General features: G+C 68.2%; 17 protein-coding genes. 6 read left to right on the forward strand and 11 right to left on the reverse strand.

All coding sequences use genetic code 11. The features are described from left to right. Positions 1-42: 42 nt before the first annotated feature. The 4 genes from EPO52_RS16200 to EPO52_RS16215 all read right to left on the reverse strand — a co-directional run bounded on the left by EPO52_RS16200 (position 43) and on the right by EPO52_RS16215 (position 4610). Complete coding sequence (locus tag EPO52_RS16200) at positions 43-207, reverse strand: hypothetical protein (RefSeq protein WP_290808625.1); 165 nt, start codon at positions 205-207, stop codon at positions 43-45. A gap of 141 nt (positions 208-348) precedes the next feature. Further along, the gene (locus EPO52_RS16205) at positions 349-1542 is read right to left on the reverse strand and encodes an MFS transporter (RefSeq protein ID WP_290808628.1); all 1194 of its coding nucleotides are present in this window, start codon (positions 1540-1542) and stop codon (positions 349-351) included. Positions 1543-1564: 22 nt separating this feature from the next. Further along, the gene (locus EPO52_RS16210) at positions 1565-3943 is read right to left on the reverse strand and encodes an excinuclease ABC subunit UvrA (protein ID WP_290808631.1); all 2379 of its coding nucleotides are present in this window, start codon (positions 3941-3943) and stop codon (positions 1565-1567) included. A 61-nt stretch (positions 3944-4004) separates the two neighbouring features. Next, complete coding sequence (locus EPO52_RS16215; protein WP_290808634.1) at positions 4005-4610, reverse strand: TetR/AcrR family transcriptional regulator; 606 nt, start codon at positions 4608-4610, stop codon at positions 4005-4007. 45 nt (positions 4611-4655) lie between these two features. On the opposite strand from EPO52_RS16215, the gene EPO52_RS16220 reads away from it, so the two are divergent. Continuing rightward, on the forward strand, positions 4656-5117 hold the full coding sequence (locus EPO52_RS16220) for a hypothetical protein (protein WP_290808636.1): 462 nt from the start codon (positions 4656-4658) through the stop codon (positions 5115-5117). Between the two features lie 24 nt (positions 5118-5141). Here the strand turns inward: EPO52_RS16220 and EPO52_RS16225 are convergent, their stop codons facing one another. The 5 genes from EPO52_RS16225 to EPO52_RS16245 are packed head-to-tail and all read right to left on the reverse strand — an operon-like array spanning position 5142 to position 9796. Beyond that, positions 5142-6401, reverse strand: a complete 1260-nt coding sequence (locus EPO52_RS16225) for an ABC transporter permease (RefSeq protein WP_290808638.1) — start codon at positions 6399-6401, stop codon at positions 5142-5144. 17 nt (positions 6402-6418) lie between these two features. Next, the gene (locus tag EPO52_RS16230; RefSeq protein WP_363340681.1) at positions 6419-7219 is read right to left on the reverse strand and encodes an ABC transporter ATP-binding protein; all 801 of its coding nucleotides are present in this window, start codon (positions 7217-7219) and stop codon (positions 6419-6421) included. Beyond that, positions 7216-8817, reverse strand: coding sequence for a hypothetical protein (locus EPO52_RS16235; RefSeq protein WP_290808641.1), 1602 nt, complete (start codon positions 8815-8817; stop codon positions 7216-7218). The genes EPO52_RS16230 and EPO52_RS16235 overlap by 4 nt, the downstream gene beginning before the upstream one ends. A 4-nt stretch (positions 8818-8821) precedes the next feature. After that, positions 8822-9535: a hypothetical protein gene (locus EPO52_RS16240; RefSeq protein ID WP_290808644.1), complete on the reverse strand. Its 714-nt coding sequence runs from the start codon at positions 9533-9535 to the stop codon at positions 8822-8824. A 24-nt stretch (positions 9536-9559) separates the two neighbouring features. After that, the gene (locus EPO52_RS16245; protein WP_290808647.1) at positions 9560-9796 is read right to left on the reverse strand and encodes a hypothetical protein; all 237 of its coding nucleotides are present in this window, start codon (positions 9794-9796) and stop codon (positions 9560-9562) included. Positions 9797-9976: 180 nt separating this feature from the next. Here EPO52_RS16245 and EPO52_RS16250 point away from each other — a divergent pair, with 180 nt between their 5' ends. Further along, on the forward strand, positions 9977-10597 hold the full coding sequence (locus EPO52_RS16250) for a DUF308 domain-containing protein (protein WP_290808650.1): 621 nt from the start codon (positions 9977-9979) through the stop codon (positions 10595-10597). On the opposite strand, the gene EPO52_RS16255 is transcribed toward EPO52_RS16250, so the two are convergent. Together EPO52_RS16255 and EPO52_RS16260 are read right to left on the reverse strand one after the other, a co-directional pair. After that, positions 10594-11082 carry an NUDIX domain-containing protein gene (locus EPO52_RS16255; RefSeq protein WP_290808653.1) on the reverse strand — a complete coding sequence of 163 codons (489 nt, stop codon included), beginning with the start codon at positions 11080-11082 and terminating at the stop codon, positions 10594-10596. The genes EPO52_RS16250 and EPO52_RS16255 overlap by 4 nt on opposite strands. A 5-nt stretch (positions 11083-11087) precedes the next feature. Next, positions 11088-11885, reverse strand: coding sequence for an SDR family oxidoreductase (locus EPO52_RS16260; RefSeq protein WP_290808656.1), 798 nt, complete (start codon positions 11883-11885; stop codon positions 11088-11090). Between the two features lie 120 nt (positions 11886-12005). Between EPO52_RS16260 and EPO52_RS16265 the strand changes: the two genes are divergently transcribed. From EPO52_RS16265 to EPO52_RS16280, 4 genes are all read left to right on the forward strand, one after another. Continuing rightward, positions 12006-12512 carry an NfeD family protein gene (locus EPO52_RS16265; protein ID WP_290808659.1) on the forward strand — a complete coding sequence of 169 codons (507 nt, stop codon included), beginning with the start codon at positions 12006-12008 and terminating at the stop codon, positions 12510-12512. Further along, positions 12509-13444 carry an SPFH domain-containing protein gene (locus EPO52_RS16270; protein WP_290808662.1) on the forward strand — a complete coding sequence of 312 codons (936 nt, stop codon included), beginning with the start codon at positions 12509-12511 and terminating at the stop codon, positions 13442-13444. The genes EPO52_RS16265 and EPO52_RS16270 overlap by 4 nt, the downstream gene beginning before the upstream one ends. Then, complete coding sequence (locus EPO52_RS16275) at positions 13422-14216, forward strand: glycerophosphodiester phosphodiesterase family protein (RefSeq protein WP_290808665.1); 795 nt, start codon at positions 13422-13424, stop codon at positions 14214-14216. The genes EPO52_RS16270 and EPO52_RS16275 overlap by 23 nt, the downstream gene beginning before the upstream one ends. A gap of 120 nt (positions 14217-14336) precedes the next feature. Then, a complete protein-coding gene (locus tag EPO52_RS16280) occupies positions 14337-14702 on the forward strand; it encodes an RNA polymerase-binding protein RbpA (RefSeq protein ID WP_290808668.1) in 366 nt (121 codons plus the stop codon). Positions 14703-14724 lie beyond the last annotated feature (22 nt).

Below are 14724 nucleotides of genomic sequence, written 5' to 3' on the forward strand. Positions count from 1 at the left end.
AGCGGTTCTCGATGTAAGCGATCTGGTTCGATCGTGTCGGCTCTACAGGCCGTCACCCAGGCTGGAGAACGTGAGTGACAGGCCGAGAACGAAGACGGCGATCGCCAACACGCTCGCGGCGGTCGTTGCGGCCGACGTCGCGACGAGCGCTGTCGTCAATCTTGAGCGCTGGCGCGAGCGGAGAATGATGGACAGTGCGAGCGTCATCGCACTCCCTAGTGCCAGACACGCGCCTAGGGGCACGAGTGAGATGAATGCCATGCGAGGAGTTGCCTCTCGGGATCGACCCAATCCGTTCGTGAGGTGGTTGACGATGGATCTGAAATGAGCATACCTCATGCGATCGTTTCAGTCGAGGTGGCCGTCGCGTGGGAGCCAGCGCGGGATGAGGATCACGAGCACGATGAGCGCGAGCACGCCCGCGCTGACGAAGCCGAGACCGCCCGTGCCCGTCAGGGTGATCGCCTGGCCGCCGACGATCGCGCCCAGGGTGATGCCGATGTTGAAGGCCGTGTTGCTCACGGGCGCCGCAACGGCGGGCAGGCTGAGCGATGCACGGATGGCGAGCACGTTCAGCAGCACCGGCATCGCCCCGAACCCCACGCCCCAGGCGATCACAGCGATCGTGATACCCCACGCGGAGTCACGCGTGAGACCGATCGCGATCACCACGGCCAGCACGAACACGAGCGTCACCCGCAGGGCTGCGCCGGGATGCGCGTGCGTGAACCGCGTCACCGCCAGAAGGCCCACGAGACACGCCATCCCGTAGCCGAACAGCACGAGTACGACACCCTGCTGAGGCACACCCGCGCCACGCAGGAGCGGCTCCACGTAGGTGTAGGTGAGGAAATGCGCCAGAAGCACCACGATGATCGTCACCGCTACGCGCAGCAGACCCGGCTGCACCGCTGCGCGCAGGACAAGACGGGTCGTCAACGGCTCCCCCGCCTCGGTGCGCGTCTTCGGCAGCAGCAGGAACACCGCGATCGCCAGCAGCGCGAACACGCCCGCGACCACCGTGAACGGCAGACGCCACGACGCCAGATTCGCGAGCGCGGTGGCCAGGGGTACGCCCAGCGCGAGCGCCATCGCGTTGCCCGCACTCACCGTGGTGGCCGCCACCGCGCGCCTTTCGGGAGCCACCACCGAGAGCGCGATGCGATAGACCGCCGTGAAGAGCACGGCGTGCGCCACCCCGCCGAGAGCCCGCGCGGCGAGCGCCACCCCGAATGACGTGGTGAACGCCATGATCCCGGCGCTCAGGCAGAACGTGACGAGCACGACCGCGAGGGTGGTTCGAGCGTTGAACCGCGCCGTGACCGCACTCAGCGGTATCGATCCCACCACCACCAGCACGCTGAAGGCGCTGACCAGGAGCCCGGCGCCCTGCTCGTCGACACCGAAATCGCGCGCGATAGGCGTCAGGAGCCCGATCGGGAGGAGCTCGTACACGACCGCCACGAACACCGCGAACCCGAGTACCAGCAAGGGCAGCCGGGCCCCGGATGCGCGCGCGACTCCCCCGGTCACCTCGCTCACGAGGCGCCATCCGACGCCGCGCTCACGCGCTCACGTACTCCGCCAAGTGCTTGCCGGTGAGGGTCGCTCTCGACGCCACGAGATCGGCGGGCGTGCCCTCGAACACGATGCGGCCGCCATCATGGCCTGCGCCGGGCCCGAGATCGACGATCCAGTCGGCATGCGCCATCACGGCCTGGTGGTGTTCCACCACGATCACCGATTTGCCCGAGTCGACCAGTCGGTCGAGCAGGGCCAGGAGGTTCTCGACATCCGCCAGGTGCAGGCCGGTCGTGGGCTCGTCGAGCACGTAGATGCCGCCATTCTCGGCCAGGTGCATCGCGAGCTTCAGGCGCTGACGCTCGCCACCCGACAGCGTGGTGAGGGGCTGGCCGAGGCTGATGTAGCCGAGCCCGACGTCATGCAGCCGCTCCAGGATGGCGTGCGCCGCCGGGATGCGTGACTCCCCCGACTCGAAGAAGGTCAGAGCCTCGGAGACGGGCATCGCCAGCACCTCGCTGATGTCACGGCCGTTGAGCGTGTACTCGAGAACGGAGGCGGCGAAGCGTCTTCCTTCACACACCTCGCAGGGTGTGGAGATCTCCGCCATGATGCCGAGGTCGGTGTAGATGACGCCCGCACCATTGCAGTTCGGGCAGGCTCCCTCCGAGTTGGCGCTGAACAACGCCGGCTTCACGTTGTTCGCCTTCGCGAATGCCTTGCGGATGGGCTCGAGCATGCCCGTGTAGGTCGCCGGATTGCTGCGCCGCGAACCCTTGATGGCCCCCTGATCGATTGAGACCACGCCCGCGCCTGCCGGAATAGAGCCGTGCACGAGCGAGCTCTTACCCGATCCGGCCATGCCCGTCATCACCACGAGCACGCCCAGAGGGATGTCGACGTCGACATCCTTCAGGTTGTGGGTCGACGCCCCCCTGACCTCGAGCGCTCCGGTCGGCGTGCGAACCGACGACTTCACGGAGGCCCGGTCGTCGAGATGGCGGCCTGTGAGGGTGCCGCTGTGGCGCAGCCCTTCGAGAGTGCCCTCGTAGCAGATGGTGCCGCCCGCGGTTCCGGCACCGGGACCGAGGTCGACCACATGGTCGGCGATCGCGATCATCTCGGGCTTGTGCTCCACCACCAGCACCGTGTTGCCCTTGTCGCGCAAGAGGAGCAGCAGCTCGTTCATGCGCTGGATGTCGTGCGGATGAAGGCCGATGGTGGGTTCGTCGAAGACGTACGTGATATCGGTGAGCGATGACCCGAGGTGCCGGATGATCTTGGTGCGTTGCGCTTCTCCCCCGGAGAGCGTGCCCGACGGCCGATCGAGCGAGAGGTACCCGAGCCCGATCTCGACGAAGGAGTCGAGGGTGCTCTGCAGGGTTCTCAGCAACGGGCCCACCGACGGATCGTCGAGGTCGCGAACCCACGCCGCGAGGTCGCTGATCTGCATGGCGCAGGCATCCGCGATGCTGATGCCCGCGATCTTCGACGACCGTGCACCCTCGCTGAGGCGGGTGCCGAGGCACTCGGGGCAGGTCGTGAACGTGACGGCGCGGTCGACGAATGCGCGGATGTGCGGCTGCATCGCCTCTCGGTCTTTCGAGAGGAACGACTTCTGCACCTTCGGGATGAGGCCCTCGTAGGTCATGTTGATGTCGCCGACCCTGACCTTCACGGGCTCCTTGTGCAGGAAGTCGTGCCGCTCCTTCGACGTGTAGTCGCGGATCGGTTTGGCGGGATCGAGGAACCCGGAACCCGTGAAGATGCGCACGCCCCACCCATCGGGGGTGTAGCCCGGGATGGTGAGCGCTCCCTCGTCGAGCGACTTCGAGTCGTCGTAGAGCTGCGTGAGGTCGATGTCGGTGACGCTGCCCATGCCATCGCAGCGAGGACACATGCCTCCCGTGATCGAGAAGCTCCGCCGTTCCTTCGTGGTGACGCCGCCCTTCTCGAGGGTGACCGCGCCGGCCCCCGAGATCGACGCCACGTTGAAGGAGAAGGCCTGCGGCGGTCCGAAATGCGGTTGGCCGAGCCGACTGAACAGGATGCGCAGCATCGCGTTCACATCGGTGGCAGTGCCCACCGTGGACCGCGCGTTGGCACCCATGCGTTCTTGGTCGACGATGATGGCGGTGGTGAGGCCCTCGAGTACGTCGACGTCGGGCCGAGCTTGCGTCGGCAAGAAGCCCTGGACGAAAGTGCTGTAGGTCTCGTTGATCATGCGCTGCGACTCGGCCGCGATGGTGCCGAACACGAGCGAGCTCTTGCCCGAACCCGACACGCCCGTGAACACGGTGAGGCGCCGCTTCGGGATGTCGACGCTCACGTCTTTGAGGTTGTTCTCGCGGGCCCCTTGCACGCGGATGATGTCGTGGGTGTCGGCCGCGTGCGACTCTGGTACCGAAGCGGTGGATGCCATGCCTGTCACACTAGCCGCGACATCCGACGCCGTGCTTCTCCGTTTCTGACGCGCTCCTCCGCTACGCCGGATCGCTTCGAGTCGGGTCGTCGTGGTGGCGCGGATGCCCGCCGCTTGCGGCCTCGATCACGGCCAGCTGCTCATTGGCGACCAGGTCGAAGGGTTCCAGGGAGCGCTCGGCGCGGGAGAGCACGACGGCACCCTCACCGGCCGCGATGAGGGAGGCGGCGAGGGCCTGCGCGCGACGCTCGTCCACACCGCCCGCGGTGAGGAGGTCGCTCAGGCTGTGCCGCCATCCGCGGAACACTCCCCCGGCGCGGTCGAGAAGCTCGTTGCTGTCGGCAGCCACGGTGACGGCGGCCACGGCGCATCCGGCGCTGAACTCGGAGCGGGTGAGCACGGAGCGCCAGAGGGCGAGGAATGCGGTGGCCACGTCGACGGCCGACCGCCCGCTCAGCTGCTCGAGCACTGCCATGGCCCGCTCCCCCGCGGCGCCGACGGCGGCGAGCACCAGCTCGTCCTTGCCGCCCGGGAAGTGGTGATAGAGCGAGCCTCGCGGGGCCCCGGATGCCTCGATGATCTCACTGAAGGATGTGCCCTGCAGGCCGCGCTTGGCCAGGAGCAGGGCGGTGGAATCGATCATCCGCTGCTTGATCTCGCCGGCCATGATGCACCTCTCGTTGACTATGACGCTCGTCTTAGTCTACGGTCTATGACGACCGTCATATTCACGAGGAGCGTCTCCATGCCCATGATCGACATCTACGCCACCGCCGGCCTCTTCGCCGACGTCCACGAGGTTGCGAGAGCCGCCGCCACGATCGTGAAGGAGGTCGAGCAGGTGCCCGACATCCCGATGTTCCACAAGAACACCGCCGCCTTCGTGCACGAGCTGGTTCCGGGCGCCTTCACCAACGTCGACGGCGACACCGACTACGTGCGGGTGCAGGTGCTCACCAACTCGGGGGCGCTCGATCGCGACAAGCAGGTGGCCGTGGTGCGCCGGCTCACCGATCTCGTGGCGAGCGCCGCGGGTGACCCCACTCTCGTGGATCGCACGTGGGTGCTGCTCACGGAGGCCGTGGAGGGTGGCTGGGGCCTGTGGGGCCACGCGCACACGAATGCGGAGATCGTGGATGCGGCCCGCGCCGAGATCGGCCGACTGCGGGGCTGAGAGGGGGCCGGCCGTCTAGACCGGTCAACCGGATGCCGCCCGCAGCGCTTCGACCGGTTCGATGAGTGCGGCGCGGATGGCAGGGTAGCCACCCGCGAGAAGGCCGACCACTCCCCCGGCCGCAGCGCCGCCCAGCGTCATCCCGAGGTCGAGCACTGGAGTCCACCCCTGCACCAGGGAGATCGTCACGACGACGAACACCCCGAGGGCGGCCCCGATCACACCGCCCAACAGCCCGACCACCACGGACTCGAGCACGAACTGGGCGGCGATCTGACCTCGAGTGGCGCCCAGGGCGCGGCGGAGGCCGATCTCGCCGCGTCGCTGCGACACACCGAGCATCGTCACGCTGGCGATTCCGAGACCGCCCGCGAGAAGGGTGATGATGCCGATCGCCACGAACACGAGATCGATGTCGCTGCGCACCGCTCCCTCGAACTGCGTCGGTTCGGCCGGGGCGGCGACGTCGAAATCATCGGGCGAGTTCGGTGCGAGGGCGATGGGAACCTGGTGGGCGACGACGGATGCCGAGCCCACCGCGATCTTCAGCTCCACGCGGGCTGCAGTCGCACCGGGGTAGTCACGGCGCGCGGCGGCCAGCGGAACGATGACCGACCCGAGCAGGTTCGGCTGGATGTCGACCGCATCCAGTATTCCGATCACGGCATACGCGTGACCACCGAGGAAGATGGAGGGGCGACTCGCCACGTCGCCCACGCCGAGTGAGGCAGCGGCGTCGCGACCCAGCACTGCGACCCGGTCGCCGCGCGCCGAGTGGCCAGCGTCGAAGAAGCGGCCGCGTGCGAGGCGGCCGCTGACGGCTCCGAGCAGGTCGCCCTCGGCCGCCACGACCGGAGGTGCCAGGGTCTCGGGCATCGACGGGTCGTGGATCGGCACAGCGGTGATCGGATCGGTGCCGATGTCGACCTCGCCCAGGACGGCCGCGGCTTCGACACCGGCGAGGCCGTCGAGCCTCGCGAGCGCATCGCGAGGGATCTCGGCGGTCGGATGCTCGGCGCCGTCCGCCCCCGCGGCCACCGCCGCCGTCGCCTCGGCGTGGGTGGAGGAGATGGCGTCGAAGTGGGAGGCGAGCTGCCCGCCGGCGGTCTGGCCGAGCCCGATCGTGAGCACCAGCGCAGCGATGCCCGTCACTGTTCCGAGCACGGTGACCACGAGACGCCCGGGCCGGGCGCCGACTCCGTCGAGTGCCTCGGTGATCACCGACCGTGCCCCGAGGCCCTGGCCGTGAGGTGGCCGCGTGTGGTGCCGAGTCGACCGGCTCACGGTGCGATCCCGCCGACTCATCGGCGTGTCCCGCCGCGGATGCCCGTGACCTGGTTCACGTCGGCCAGCGAAGCGTGCGTGCCATCCGAAGGGGCCGGTCCGCGCGCGCTGGACGGCTGGAATGCCGGAGCCGCCGCCTCGGCAGCGGAGGAGTGAAGCGTGCCGTCGCGGAGCTGGAGCCTTCGATGGGCGCGGCCGGCGACCTCATCGTCGTGCGTGATGATCGCGATCGTGAGGCCGTCGGCATTGAGCTCGGCGAAGAGCTCCATCACCGACTCCGAGTTGCTGCGGTCGAGGTTGCCCGTGGGCTCGTCGGCGAGGAGCAGCCGCGGGCCCGCACACACGGCTCGGGCGATCGCGACCCGCTGTCGTTCGCCGCCCGAGAGCGTGGCCGGCGAGAACGCCAGCCGGGCACCGAGACCGACGCGATCGAGTGCCTCGACCGCCCGCGGCCGCCTTTCGGATCGCGGCACCCCGCCGTAGGTGAACGCCATCAGCACGTTGTCGAGCACCGACCGGGTGGCCAGCAGGTGGAACGACTGGAACACGAATCCGATCGTCGAACCGCGCACCGCCGAGCGCTGACGATCGTTCAGCCCGGACGTGGCGACCCCGTCGACGAAGTACTCGCCCGCTGTCAGGCGGTCGAGCAGCCCCATCACGTTGAGCAGGGTCGACTTGCCGGCTCCGGATGCGCCCACGATCGCGCAGAAATCGCCGGGCGCCAGCGCCAGATCGACTCCGGCCAGTGCGCGAACCGTCGTCGCGCCACCGAACTCGCGCACCACGTGGCGCAGCTCCGCGACGGCCGCGCTCATCGCCCCACCACCACCTCGGTACCGGGCTTCACCCTCGGGTCCTCGGAGCGAACCTCCACGTACCCGCCGGCGGCCAGACCCGTGGTGACGACGACGAGCTCGGTGCGGCGATCCGCGCCCCCGCCGGAGTCTGAGTCTGAGTCTGATCTGTCGCCGTCGGACGGCACACCCGCCTGATCCACCACGAGCTCGATGCGGCTCTCCCCTCCCGTGCCGGCCGTCAATGCAGCGACCGGCACCGCGAGAACGTCACCGTCGGTCGACTCTACGGGGATGGCGACCCGCACATTGCTCCCGCGCAGCGCGCCGACCTCGGCCTCGGTCAGATTCTGCGGTGCGAGCATCACGTCGTACCGCTTCGAGGCGCCGGCTGCTCCGGCCGTGTCAGCCCCGCCGCCCTTCTTCTCACCCACCGTCGAGATCGTGGCGGAGTACTCCGTGTCGTTCGATGCCGTGAAGGTGGCCGTCATCCCGGGCTTCAGCAGCGCAGCATCCGTCTCCGAGGCCGACCCCGCCAGCACCAGCTCGGCGCCCGAGACGCTCATTGCGGCGCCCTCGACGACTTTGCCGCGTTCGGCGCCGACGGTGTCGACCCGCCGTGGGAGGGAGCTGAGATACACCACCTCCGCGCCGGGCAGCACTGTGAGCGCGTCGTTCTCAGCCCTGGCCAGGCGGTCTTCGGCATCGGAGAGCTGATCCTGCGCACTGCTCAGGCCGGCACGCTCAGCGGAGGCCTCCGGTGGTGCGAGAAGCTGGGCGCGCCGGGCGGCGGCGAGGTTCAGCTCGTCGGCCAGCCGATCGAGTTCGACTGCATCAGCACCTCGCTGGCGGGCCGCATCGAGCGCCCGTTGCGCCTCGCGCACCGCGTTGTCGGCTTCGATGCGTGCGGCGTCGTCGGGGCCGCGGGTGGCGGTGTCCAACGCGGACTGCGCCTGCGAGAGAGCCGCCTGCGCACTCCGCACGCCCTCGCGTGCCGCATCGACCGCATCCTGCGCGCTGTCGGAGGAGCGCGGCGGCTCGTAGCCCGACGCCCGATAGAGACGGTCGATCGCAGCGGCCGTGGCGGCATCGAACACATCGGATGCGGTGTCACCCGGGTCGAGCGACATCGACGCGAGCGCCGCCTTGAGCTGCAGCACGTCCGGTCCGGAGAGCCCGATGTGCAGAGTGCGGTACACGGGCAGATCACCCGGCAGCACGATGAGAGGGCGCCCCGCAACCTCGAGCGCGACGGAACCCGCCGACAGGGTGTCGCCGACTTCGGGTACATGCCCCGTCACCACGGCGGGCCCCGACAGCCCGGATGCGTCGACCTTCACGTCGACGGCGTCGGCGTAGGTGACATCGGCGCGGGTGGTGACGGAGTTCTCGATCACCCTGCTCTCGATCGGCGCGGTGATCGCACCCGCGGGCGGGGCCGCGGCATCCGACGCCAGCTGTGCCGGCGACACGATGACGCGACTGAGCAGGATGCCCGCCACCAGCGATGCGATCGCGACGACCGCGATCACTGCGACGAGACCCGGCCCACGCGTCCACCTGCGCGTTCCAGGAGTCGGGCTCAGGGCATCCGGAGCCCCCGCGGAAGTCGATGCCACGCGCTCACTGCTGCCCGTACTGCGCCACCAGCGCATCGAGCTGCTCCTTGTTCTGATCGATGAACTCCTGTTCGAGGCGGATCTGCTCCGTCTTCAGCGTCTCGGCGTAGCCGCTGCTGCTGTCACAGCCGAGGTCGGCCACGGCGATGTCGATCTCGTCGGTCTGCAGCGCGGCGAGAGCGGTGGGGTCGGGAGGATCTGCCTCCGCCGAGGTGGGGTCGGCGGGGGTGGTGAGCGCAGTGAATCGATCATTGATCGACGTCTCCGGGTCGCTTTCGTGGCTGAACTGCGGGAACCCCGCATCCGCCATGCAGCCGGCCCATTCCGTCTCACGTGCCTTCACGGCGGGAGTGGCGCCCGCTTTGTCGGAGAGGCCGTTCATCTCGTCGATCAGCGACTTGTAGTGCGGATCGTCCCAGAAGGCCGTCGCAGTGACTTCCTCGTGCTGTGCAGCACCCATGCAGCCCATCGACTGCCAGTCCCAGTCGCCGGCGGACACGGTGCCGGACCCTGTGTCGTCGACCGGAGCTCCCCAGAGCGCCTCGTTGTAGGCCGCCTGCTCGGAATCGCTCAATGCTGCCACGTAATCGGCGTTGGGGTCGACATACTCCTCCCCGCCCTGCATCGCGCTGTACGGGTCGGTGGAGATGCCATAGCCGTAGGTGCGAACGAACTCCTCGCTCCCCCACTCCATGCCGAGCGAGTCGCTCGTGATCATGGTGCCGCTGCCGCCATCCGGCGTCTAGTCGAACCCCGCGTCTTTCATGCACGACGCGACGGACTCCTGGATGGCGGCGTTCTGCGCCGTGATCTCGCCCTCGTCCATCCCTCCGTACAGCAGTGAGTAGTACGCATCGAGCGGTGTGCCACTGGCCGAAGGGCCGGGTGCACCGCCTGGTGCGGAGCAGGCGCTGAGAGGCAGCACCAGCGCGGCACAGATCGCGAGGGATCCGCGCCGCAGGGTCGACGACGACACCATGATGTACTTTCTGCCCGCACCCCCGAAGATGACGATTGCTCGTAACGATAGAGGATGCCGCCGACACGGGTCGACCGGCCGCGACATGCTCCCGGCACTTTCCCATCCGCCACCGAGCCAGGCGCTAGATTGAGCACCAACAACAGACGTCGCCGCACCGGCGCACCCGAGGGGAACACGATGACCACGCGCACCACTGCAGCATCTGGATTCTGGCTCTTCGACGGCGACATCAGCGCCGCCGCCACCCGCTGGCTCAAAGGCGGCCTCTGGATCCGTGCGATCCTCTCGCTGATCCTCGGCATCGTCATCCTGGTGCTGTCGTTCAACAACCCCGACGCGATCGTGTTCACCATCGCGCTGTTCTTCGCGATCTACTTCTGGGTGATCGGCCTCGTGCGCATCGTCAGCGGCATCGTGAACAACACGGTGTCGGGCGGGATGCGGGCGATCAACATCATCCTCGGTGTCCTGCTGATCGTTGCCGGCGTCGTCGCCATCCGGAACCCCGAGGTGGCCCTCTTCGCCCTGGCCTTCGTGATCGGGTTCTCCTGGATCCTCGAGGGCGTGCTCGCCGTGATCGAGACCGCGAACGACTCCTCGAAGTGGTTCGGCACGATTCTCGGTGTGGTGTCGGTCGTGGCCGGCATCGTCGTGATCTTCCTGCCCACGCAGTCGATCGGAATCCTGGTCCTGTTCACCGGCATCATGCTGATCGTCACGGGCATCATGGCGGCCATCACGGCCCTCACGCTCGGCCGCACCCCGAAGAACGGGCCCGGAGCGACGGTCACCGTCTAGGCGACGGAGCCGAGCACCCGCGCCAGCACGTCAGGCAGATCGGCCGGCTCGAACGAGTCGGCCGATTCGCGTATCTCGGCGAGGGCGAACCACCGCCATCGCTCCACATCGATCCGCTCCTCGGGCGTCCAGTTGTCGTCGACGGGCGAGAAGTGCAGAGTCCGGTGCAGATACCACTCCTCGTGATACGAGCGGCGGATGCCCGGGGCGGGTTCCGCCTCGAAGTCGCGGGCGAAGAAGGGTGAGCCGAGTGCGTCGGCCGACACCACCAGCCCCGTCTCCTCGAAGAGTTCGCGGGCAGCTCCCACGGCGTGCGTCTCGTCCGCTTCGAGGTGTCCGCCGGGCGTGAGCCAGCGAGTGGGATTCGTGGCGACATCCGCCTTCGTGTAGAAGAGCAGCGCGCGATCGTCTTGATCGAGCAGGAGCACCCGGGCCTTCTGGATCACGGCGCCCTCGGGAGTCGCCGCGTCCGCCTCCCCGCTCACGGCGACTACTCCGCGATCGCGCCGAAGTCGGAGATGTCGCCGACGTACCGCGTGTGGTTCGCCGGGATCGGATCGATCGCCGCCGCGGCGACCTCGGCCGCGAACTCGCTCACGTTGTAGAGGCGGCCCGCCGCCTCCTTGCGGGCGCCGATGGCACCCGGGTTCGCGCGCTCGAGCAGCGTGGCCGTGATGGTGCCCTCGATCATGTCGCCCGACACCACCACGAAGTCGATTCCGGCCTCGTCGAGCTGCGGGATGAGCGCGCGCAGGGCGTCTTCGCCGGCGCGCTTCGAGAGCGCCACCTGCTCGTACTCGGGCATCGTCTCCGTGGTGCGGATGAAGTGCGCCTGGTGGCTCGTGACGAACACGATGCGCGACCCAGGAGCGAGCAGCGGCAGGGCGGCCGTGAGCACGTTGACCTGCGCGTCGCGGTTCAGCGTCATCGCGTAGTCGGCGGCCATGCCGCTCTCCATGCCGCCCGAGGCGTTCAGCACGAGGATGTCGAGGCCATCGAGCTCCGCTTGGATCTGGTCGAACATCGCCGAGACGGATGCGGGGTCGGTGAGGTCGGCCCCCACCACGATGGCCGAGCCGCCCGCCTCGCGGATGCTGTTCGCCAGCTTCACGGCGCGAGCCTCCTTGTTACGGTAGTTGATCACCACGGATGCGCCGGCCTCGGCGAAGTACCCCACCGTGTCGGCGCCGATACCGCGCGACGAGCCCGTGACGAGCGCGCGCTTCCCGGCAAGGGAACCGGCGGCGAGCGGCGCGGTGGCGCCAGGTGTGGGCACGGAATCAGACACGGAGAACTCCTCGTAGATCGAACGACCACCCGAGACTACCAAGTAGCCGATACTCCACCGGCTAGCGCCACGACCCTGGTAGCGTCGAAGAACGCGATCAACGCCGAGAGGAGACCGCAGATGCTCGAATTCCTCGACTCCTACGCCTGGATCTTCTGGCTGGGCCTGATCCTGCTCTTCGTGGTCATCGAGATGCTCACGCTCGAATTCACCTTCCTCATGATCGCCATCGGCAGTCTCGGTGGGCTCATCTCGGGTGCGCTCGGGGCTCCGTGGTACGTGCAGATCGTCGTCGCGGGCATCCTGTCCCTGCTGCTCATCCTCACACTGCGCCCTCCCCTCCTGCGGGTCCTCAAACGCGGCGGAGACCCGGCCAAGAGCAACGTCGACGCACTGCTCGGCCTCGAGGGCCTCGTGATCGACCATGTCACCGACAGTGCCGGTCATGTGAAGCTCTCGAACGGCGACATCTGGACGGCCCGGGTGTCACCGCTCACCGAGAACCGGGAGCTGGTGCGGGGAGAACGCGTCCTCGTGACGGCCATCGAAGGAGCCACGGCCATCGTGGTCCCCGCCCAGCGGGTCGAGCCCGCCGTGCCCGCCGACCGAAAGGAACCCACCACATGAACGACCTCGTGGGCCAGATCATCCTCATCGTCGTCGTGGTGATCATCGTCATCTTCGTTTTGGTGGTGGTGGCGCGGGCGGTCCGCATCATCCCGCAGGCCCGGGCGGGTGTCGTGGAGCGCCTCGGCCGCTATCACAAGACGCTCATGCCGGGCCTGAACATCCTGGTGCCCTTCATCGACCGGTTGCGGCCGCTCATCGACCTCCGCGAGCAGGTGGTGTCGTTCCCGCCGCAGCCCGTGATCACCGAAGACAACCTGGTGGTCTCCATCGACACCGTGGTGTTCTTCCAGGTGACGGATGCCCGTGCCGCCACCTACGAGATCGCCAACTACCTCGGCGCCGTCGAACAGCTCGCCACCACCACGCTCCGTAACGTGGTGGGTGGGCTGAACCTCGAAGAGGCGCTCACGAGCCGCGACGAGATCAACGGTCAGCTGCGTATCGTGCTCGACGAAGCCACCGGCAAGTGGGGCATCCGGGTGTCGCGGGTGGAGCTCAAGGCCATCGATCCGCCGCTCTCCATCCAGGACTCGATGGAGAAGCAGATGCGGGCCGAGCGAGAGCGTCGCGCCGTCATCCTCACCGCTGAGGGAACCAAGCAGTCGGCCATCCTCGAGGCCGAGGGCCACCGGCAGGGCGAGATCCTCCGCGCCGAGGGCGATGCCAAAGCGGCCGTGCTGCGCGCGCAGGGTGAGGCCGAGGCCATCACCACGGTGTTCGAGGCCATCCACAAGGGCGAGCCCGACAACCTGCTTCTGGCCTATCAGTACCTTCAGACGCTGCCGAAGATCGCCGAGGGCAGCGCGAACAAGCTCTGGGTCATCCCGAGCGAACTCACCGAGGCGCTGAAGGGCATCGGCCAGGCCTTCGCCGAGCGCACCCCACGATCACCGGATGCGGGCAGCGGTGGCCAAGCGACACCGAACTAGCGGCACGCCACCCTACTTCGCCAGCCCGCTCCCCCGCGTTCTCGCGCACCGGGGGCTCGCGCTCGACGTCCCCGAGAACACGCTCGCCTCGTTCGGCAAGGCCATCGAGGCCGGAGCGGTGTACATCGAGACCGACGTGAACGCGTCCGCCGACGGTATCGCCATCACGGTGCACGACCCCGATCTCGACCGCGTGGCGGGGGTACCGGGCACGGTCGCCGGCTTCACGCTCGCCGAACTGCAGCAGATCGATCTCGGCGGCGGCGTGCGCTTCTCCACGCTGGCCGAGGTGCTGGCGGCGCATCCCGAGACGCGGTTCAACATCGACATCAAGTCGGAGGATGTCGCGGCTCCGGCGGCGGCCGCCATCATCGCCACCGGAGCGATCGACCGGGTGCTGATCACGTCGTTCTCCACGAAGCGGCGCCGGGCCACCGTCGAACTTCTGGGCGACGGCGTGGCCGCATCCGCGTCCGCGGGCGAATTCGTGCCGGCGCTGGTGTTCGCCAAGCTCGGCATCGTGCCCCTCGTGCGCTTCGTGCTCCGGCGGGTCGACGCCGTGCAGATCCCCCGGGCGATCTACGGCATCTCCACGGTCACCGCTCGCACGGTCAGGCGTCTGCACGCCGCCGGCGTCGAGGTGCACGTGTGGACCATCAACGACGTCGAGGAGGCCCGTGAACTGCTCGAGAAGGGCGTCGATGGCATCGTGACCGACCGCGCCGACCTGATGGTCCCCCTCGCCCAGACCTTCCGACACGCCGCCTCATGACCCCCGAACTGGTGCTGGCGCCGATTCGCTGAGAGAGTACTGGCAATAGACGGCTTCGGAAAGGTTTCAGGCAGCTCCGCGGTTTATAACGTTTGAAGCAACGCGAGAGGAGACCACACAATGGCAGATCGCAGTTTGCGCGGAATGCGTTTGGGCGCACAAAGCCTGCAGAGCGAAGAGGGCGTCGTATTTTCCCCTCGAACGACCTACACGTACCGATGCGCGACGTGCGGCCGCGACACCGAAATGGTGTTCTCGGCCGAGGCGGAGGCCCCAGAGGCCTGGGAGTGCAAGTACTGCAGTCACGAGGCGACGCTGATGGTGGGCGCCGAGGCGACCGTCATCGATCACAGCGATGCGAAGGTTCCCCGGAGCCACTGGGACATGCTGCTCGAGCGCCGCACGCGCGCCGAACTGGAGGAGCTGCTCGAGGAGCGGCTCCAGTACCTGCGGGCCCGTCGGGGCACGCAGAAGATCGGGGCGTAGCCGGCCGAGGCCGGTGCAATCG

It is taken from the genome of Herbiconiux sp. (assembly GCF_004297105.1).
Taxonomy (GTDB): domain Bacteria; phylum Actinomycetota; class Actinomycetes; order Actinomycetales; family Microbacteriaceae; genus Herbiconiux.

Excerpts from the sequence above, each read along its gene's own strand:
- EPO52_RS16215 (WP_290808634.1), bottom strand. The coding sequence starts at position 4,610 with ATGGCCGGCGAGATCAAGCAGCGGATGATCGATTCCACCGCCCTGCTC.
- EPO52_RS16210 (WP_290808631.1), bottom strand. The coding sequence starts at position 3,943 with ATGGCATCCACCGCTTCGGTACCAGAGTCGCACGCGGCCGACACCCAC.
- EPO52_RS16280 (WP_290808668.1), top strand. The coding sequence starts at position 14,337 with ATGGCAGATCGCAGTTTGCGCGGAATGCGTTTGGGCGCACAAAGCCTG.
- EPO52_RS16240 (WP_290808644.1), bottom strand. The coding sequence starts at position 9,535 with ATGATCACGAGCGACTCGCTCGGCATGGAGTGGGGGAGCGAGGAGTTC.
- EPO52_RS16220 (WP_290808636.1), top strand. The coding sequence starts at position 4,656 with ATGACGACCGTCATATTCACGAGGAGCGTCTCCATGCCCATGATCGAC.
- EPO52_RS16250 (WP_290808650.1), top strand. The coding sequence starts at position 9,977 with ATGACCACGCGCACCACTGCAGCATCTGGATTCTGGCTCTTCGACGGC.
- EPO52_RS16200 (WP_290808625.1), bottom strand. The coding sequence starts at position 207 with ATGACGCTCGCACTGTCCATCATTCTCCGCTCGCGCCAGCGCTCAAGA.
- EPO52_RS16265 (WP_290808659.1), top strand. The coding sequence starts at position 12,006 with ATGCTCGAATTCCTCGACTCCTACGCCTGGATCTTCTGGCTGGGCCTG.
- EPO52_RS16270 (WP_290808662.1), top strand. The coding sequence starts at position 12,509 with ATGAACGACCTCGTGGGCCAGATCATCCTCATCGTCGTCGTGGTGATC.
- EPO52_RS16230 (WP_363340681.1), bottom strand. The coding sequence starts at position 7,219 with ATGAGCGCGGCCGTCGCGGAGCTGCGCCACGTGGTGCGCGAGTTCGGT.
- EPO52_RS16245 (WP_290808647.1), bottom strand. The coding sequence starts at position 9,796 with ATGGTGTCGTCGTCGACCCTGCGGCGCGGATCCCTCGCGATCTGTGCC.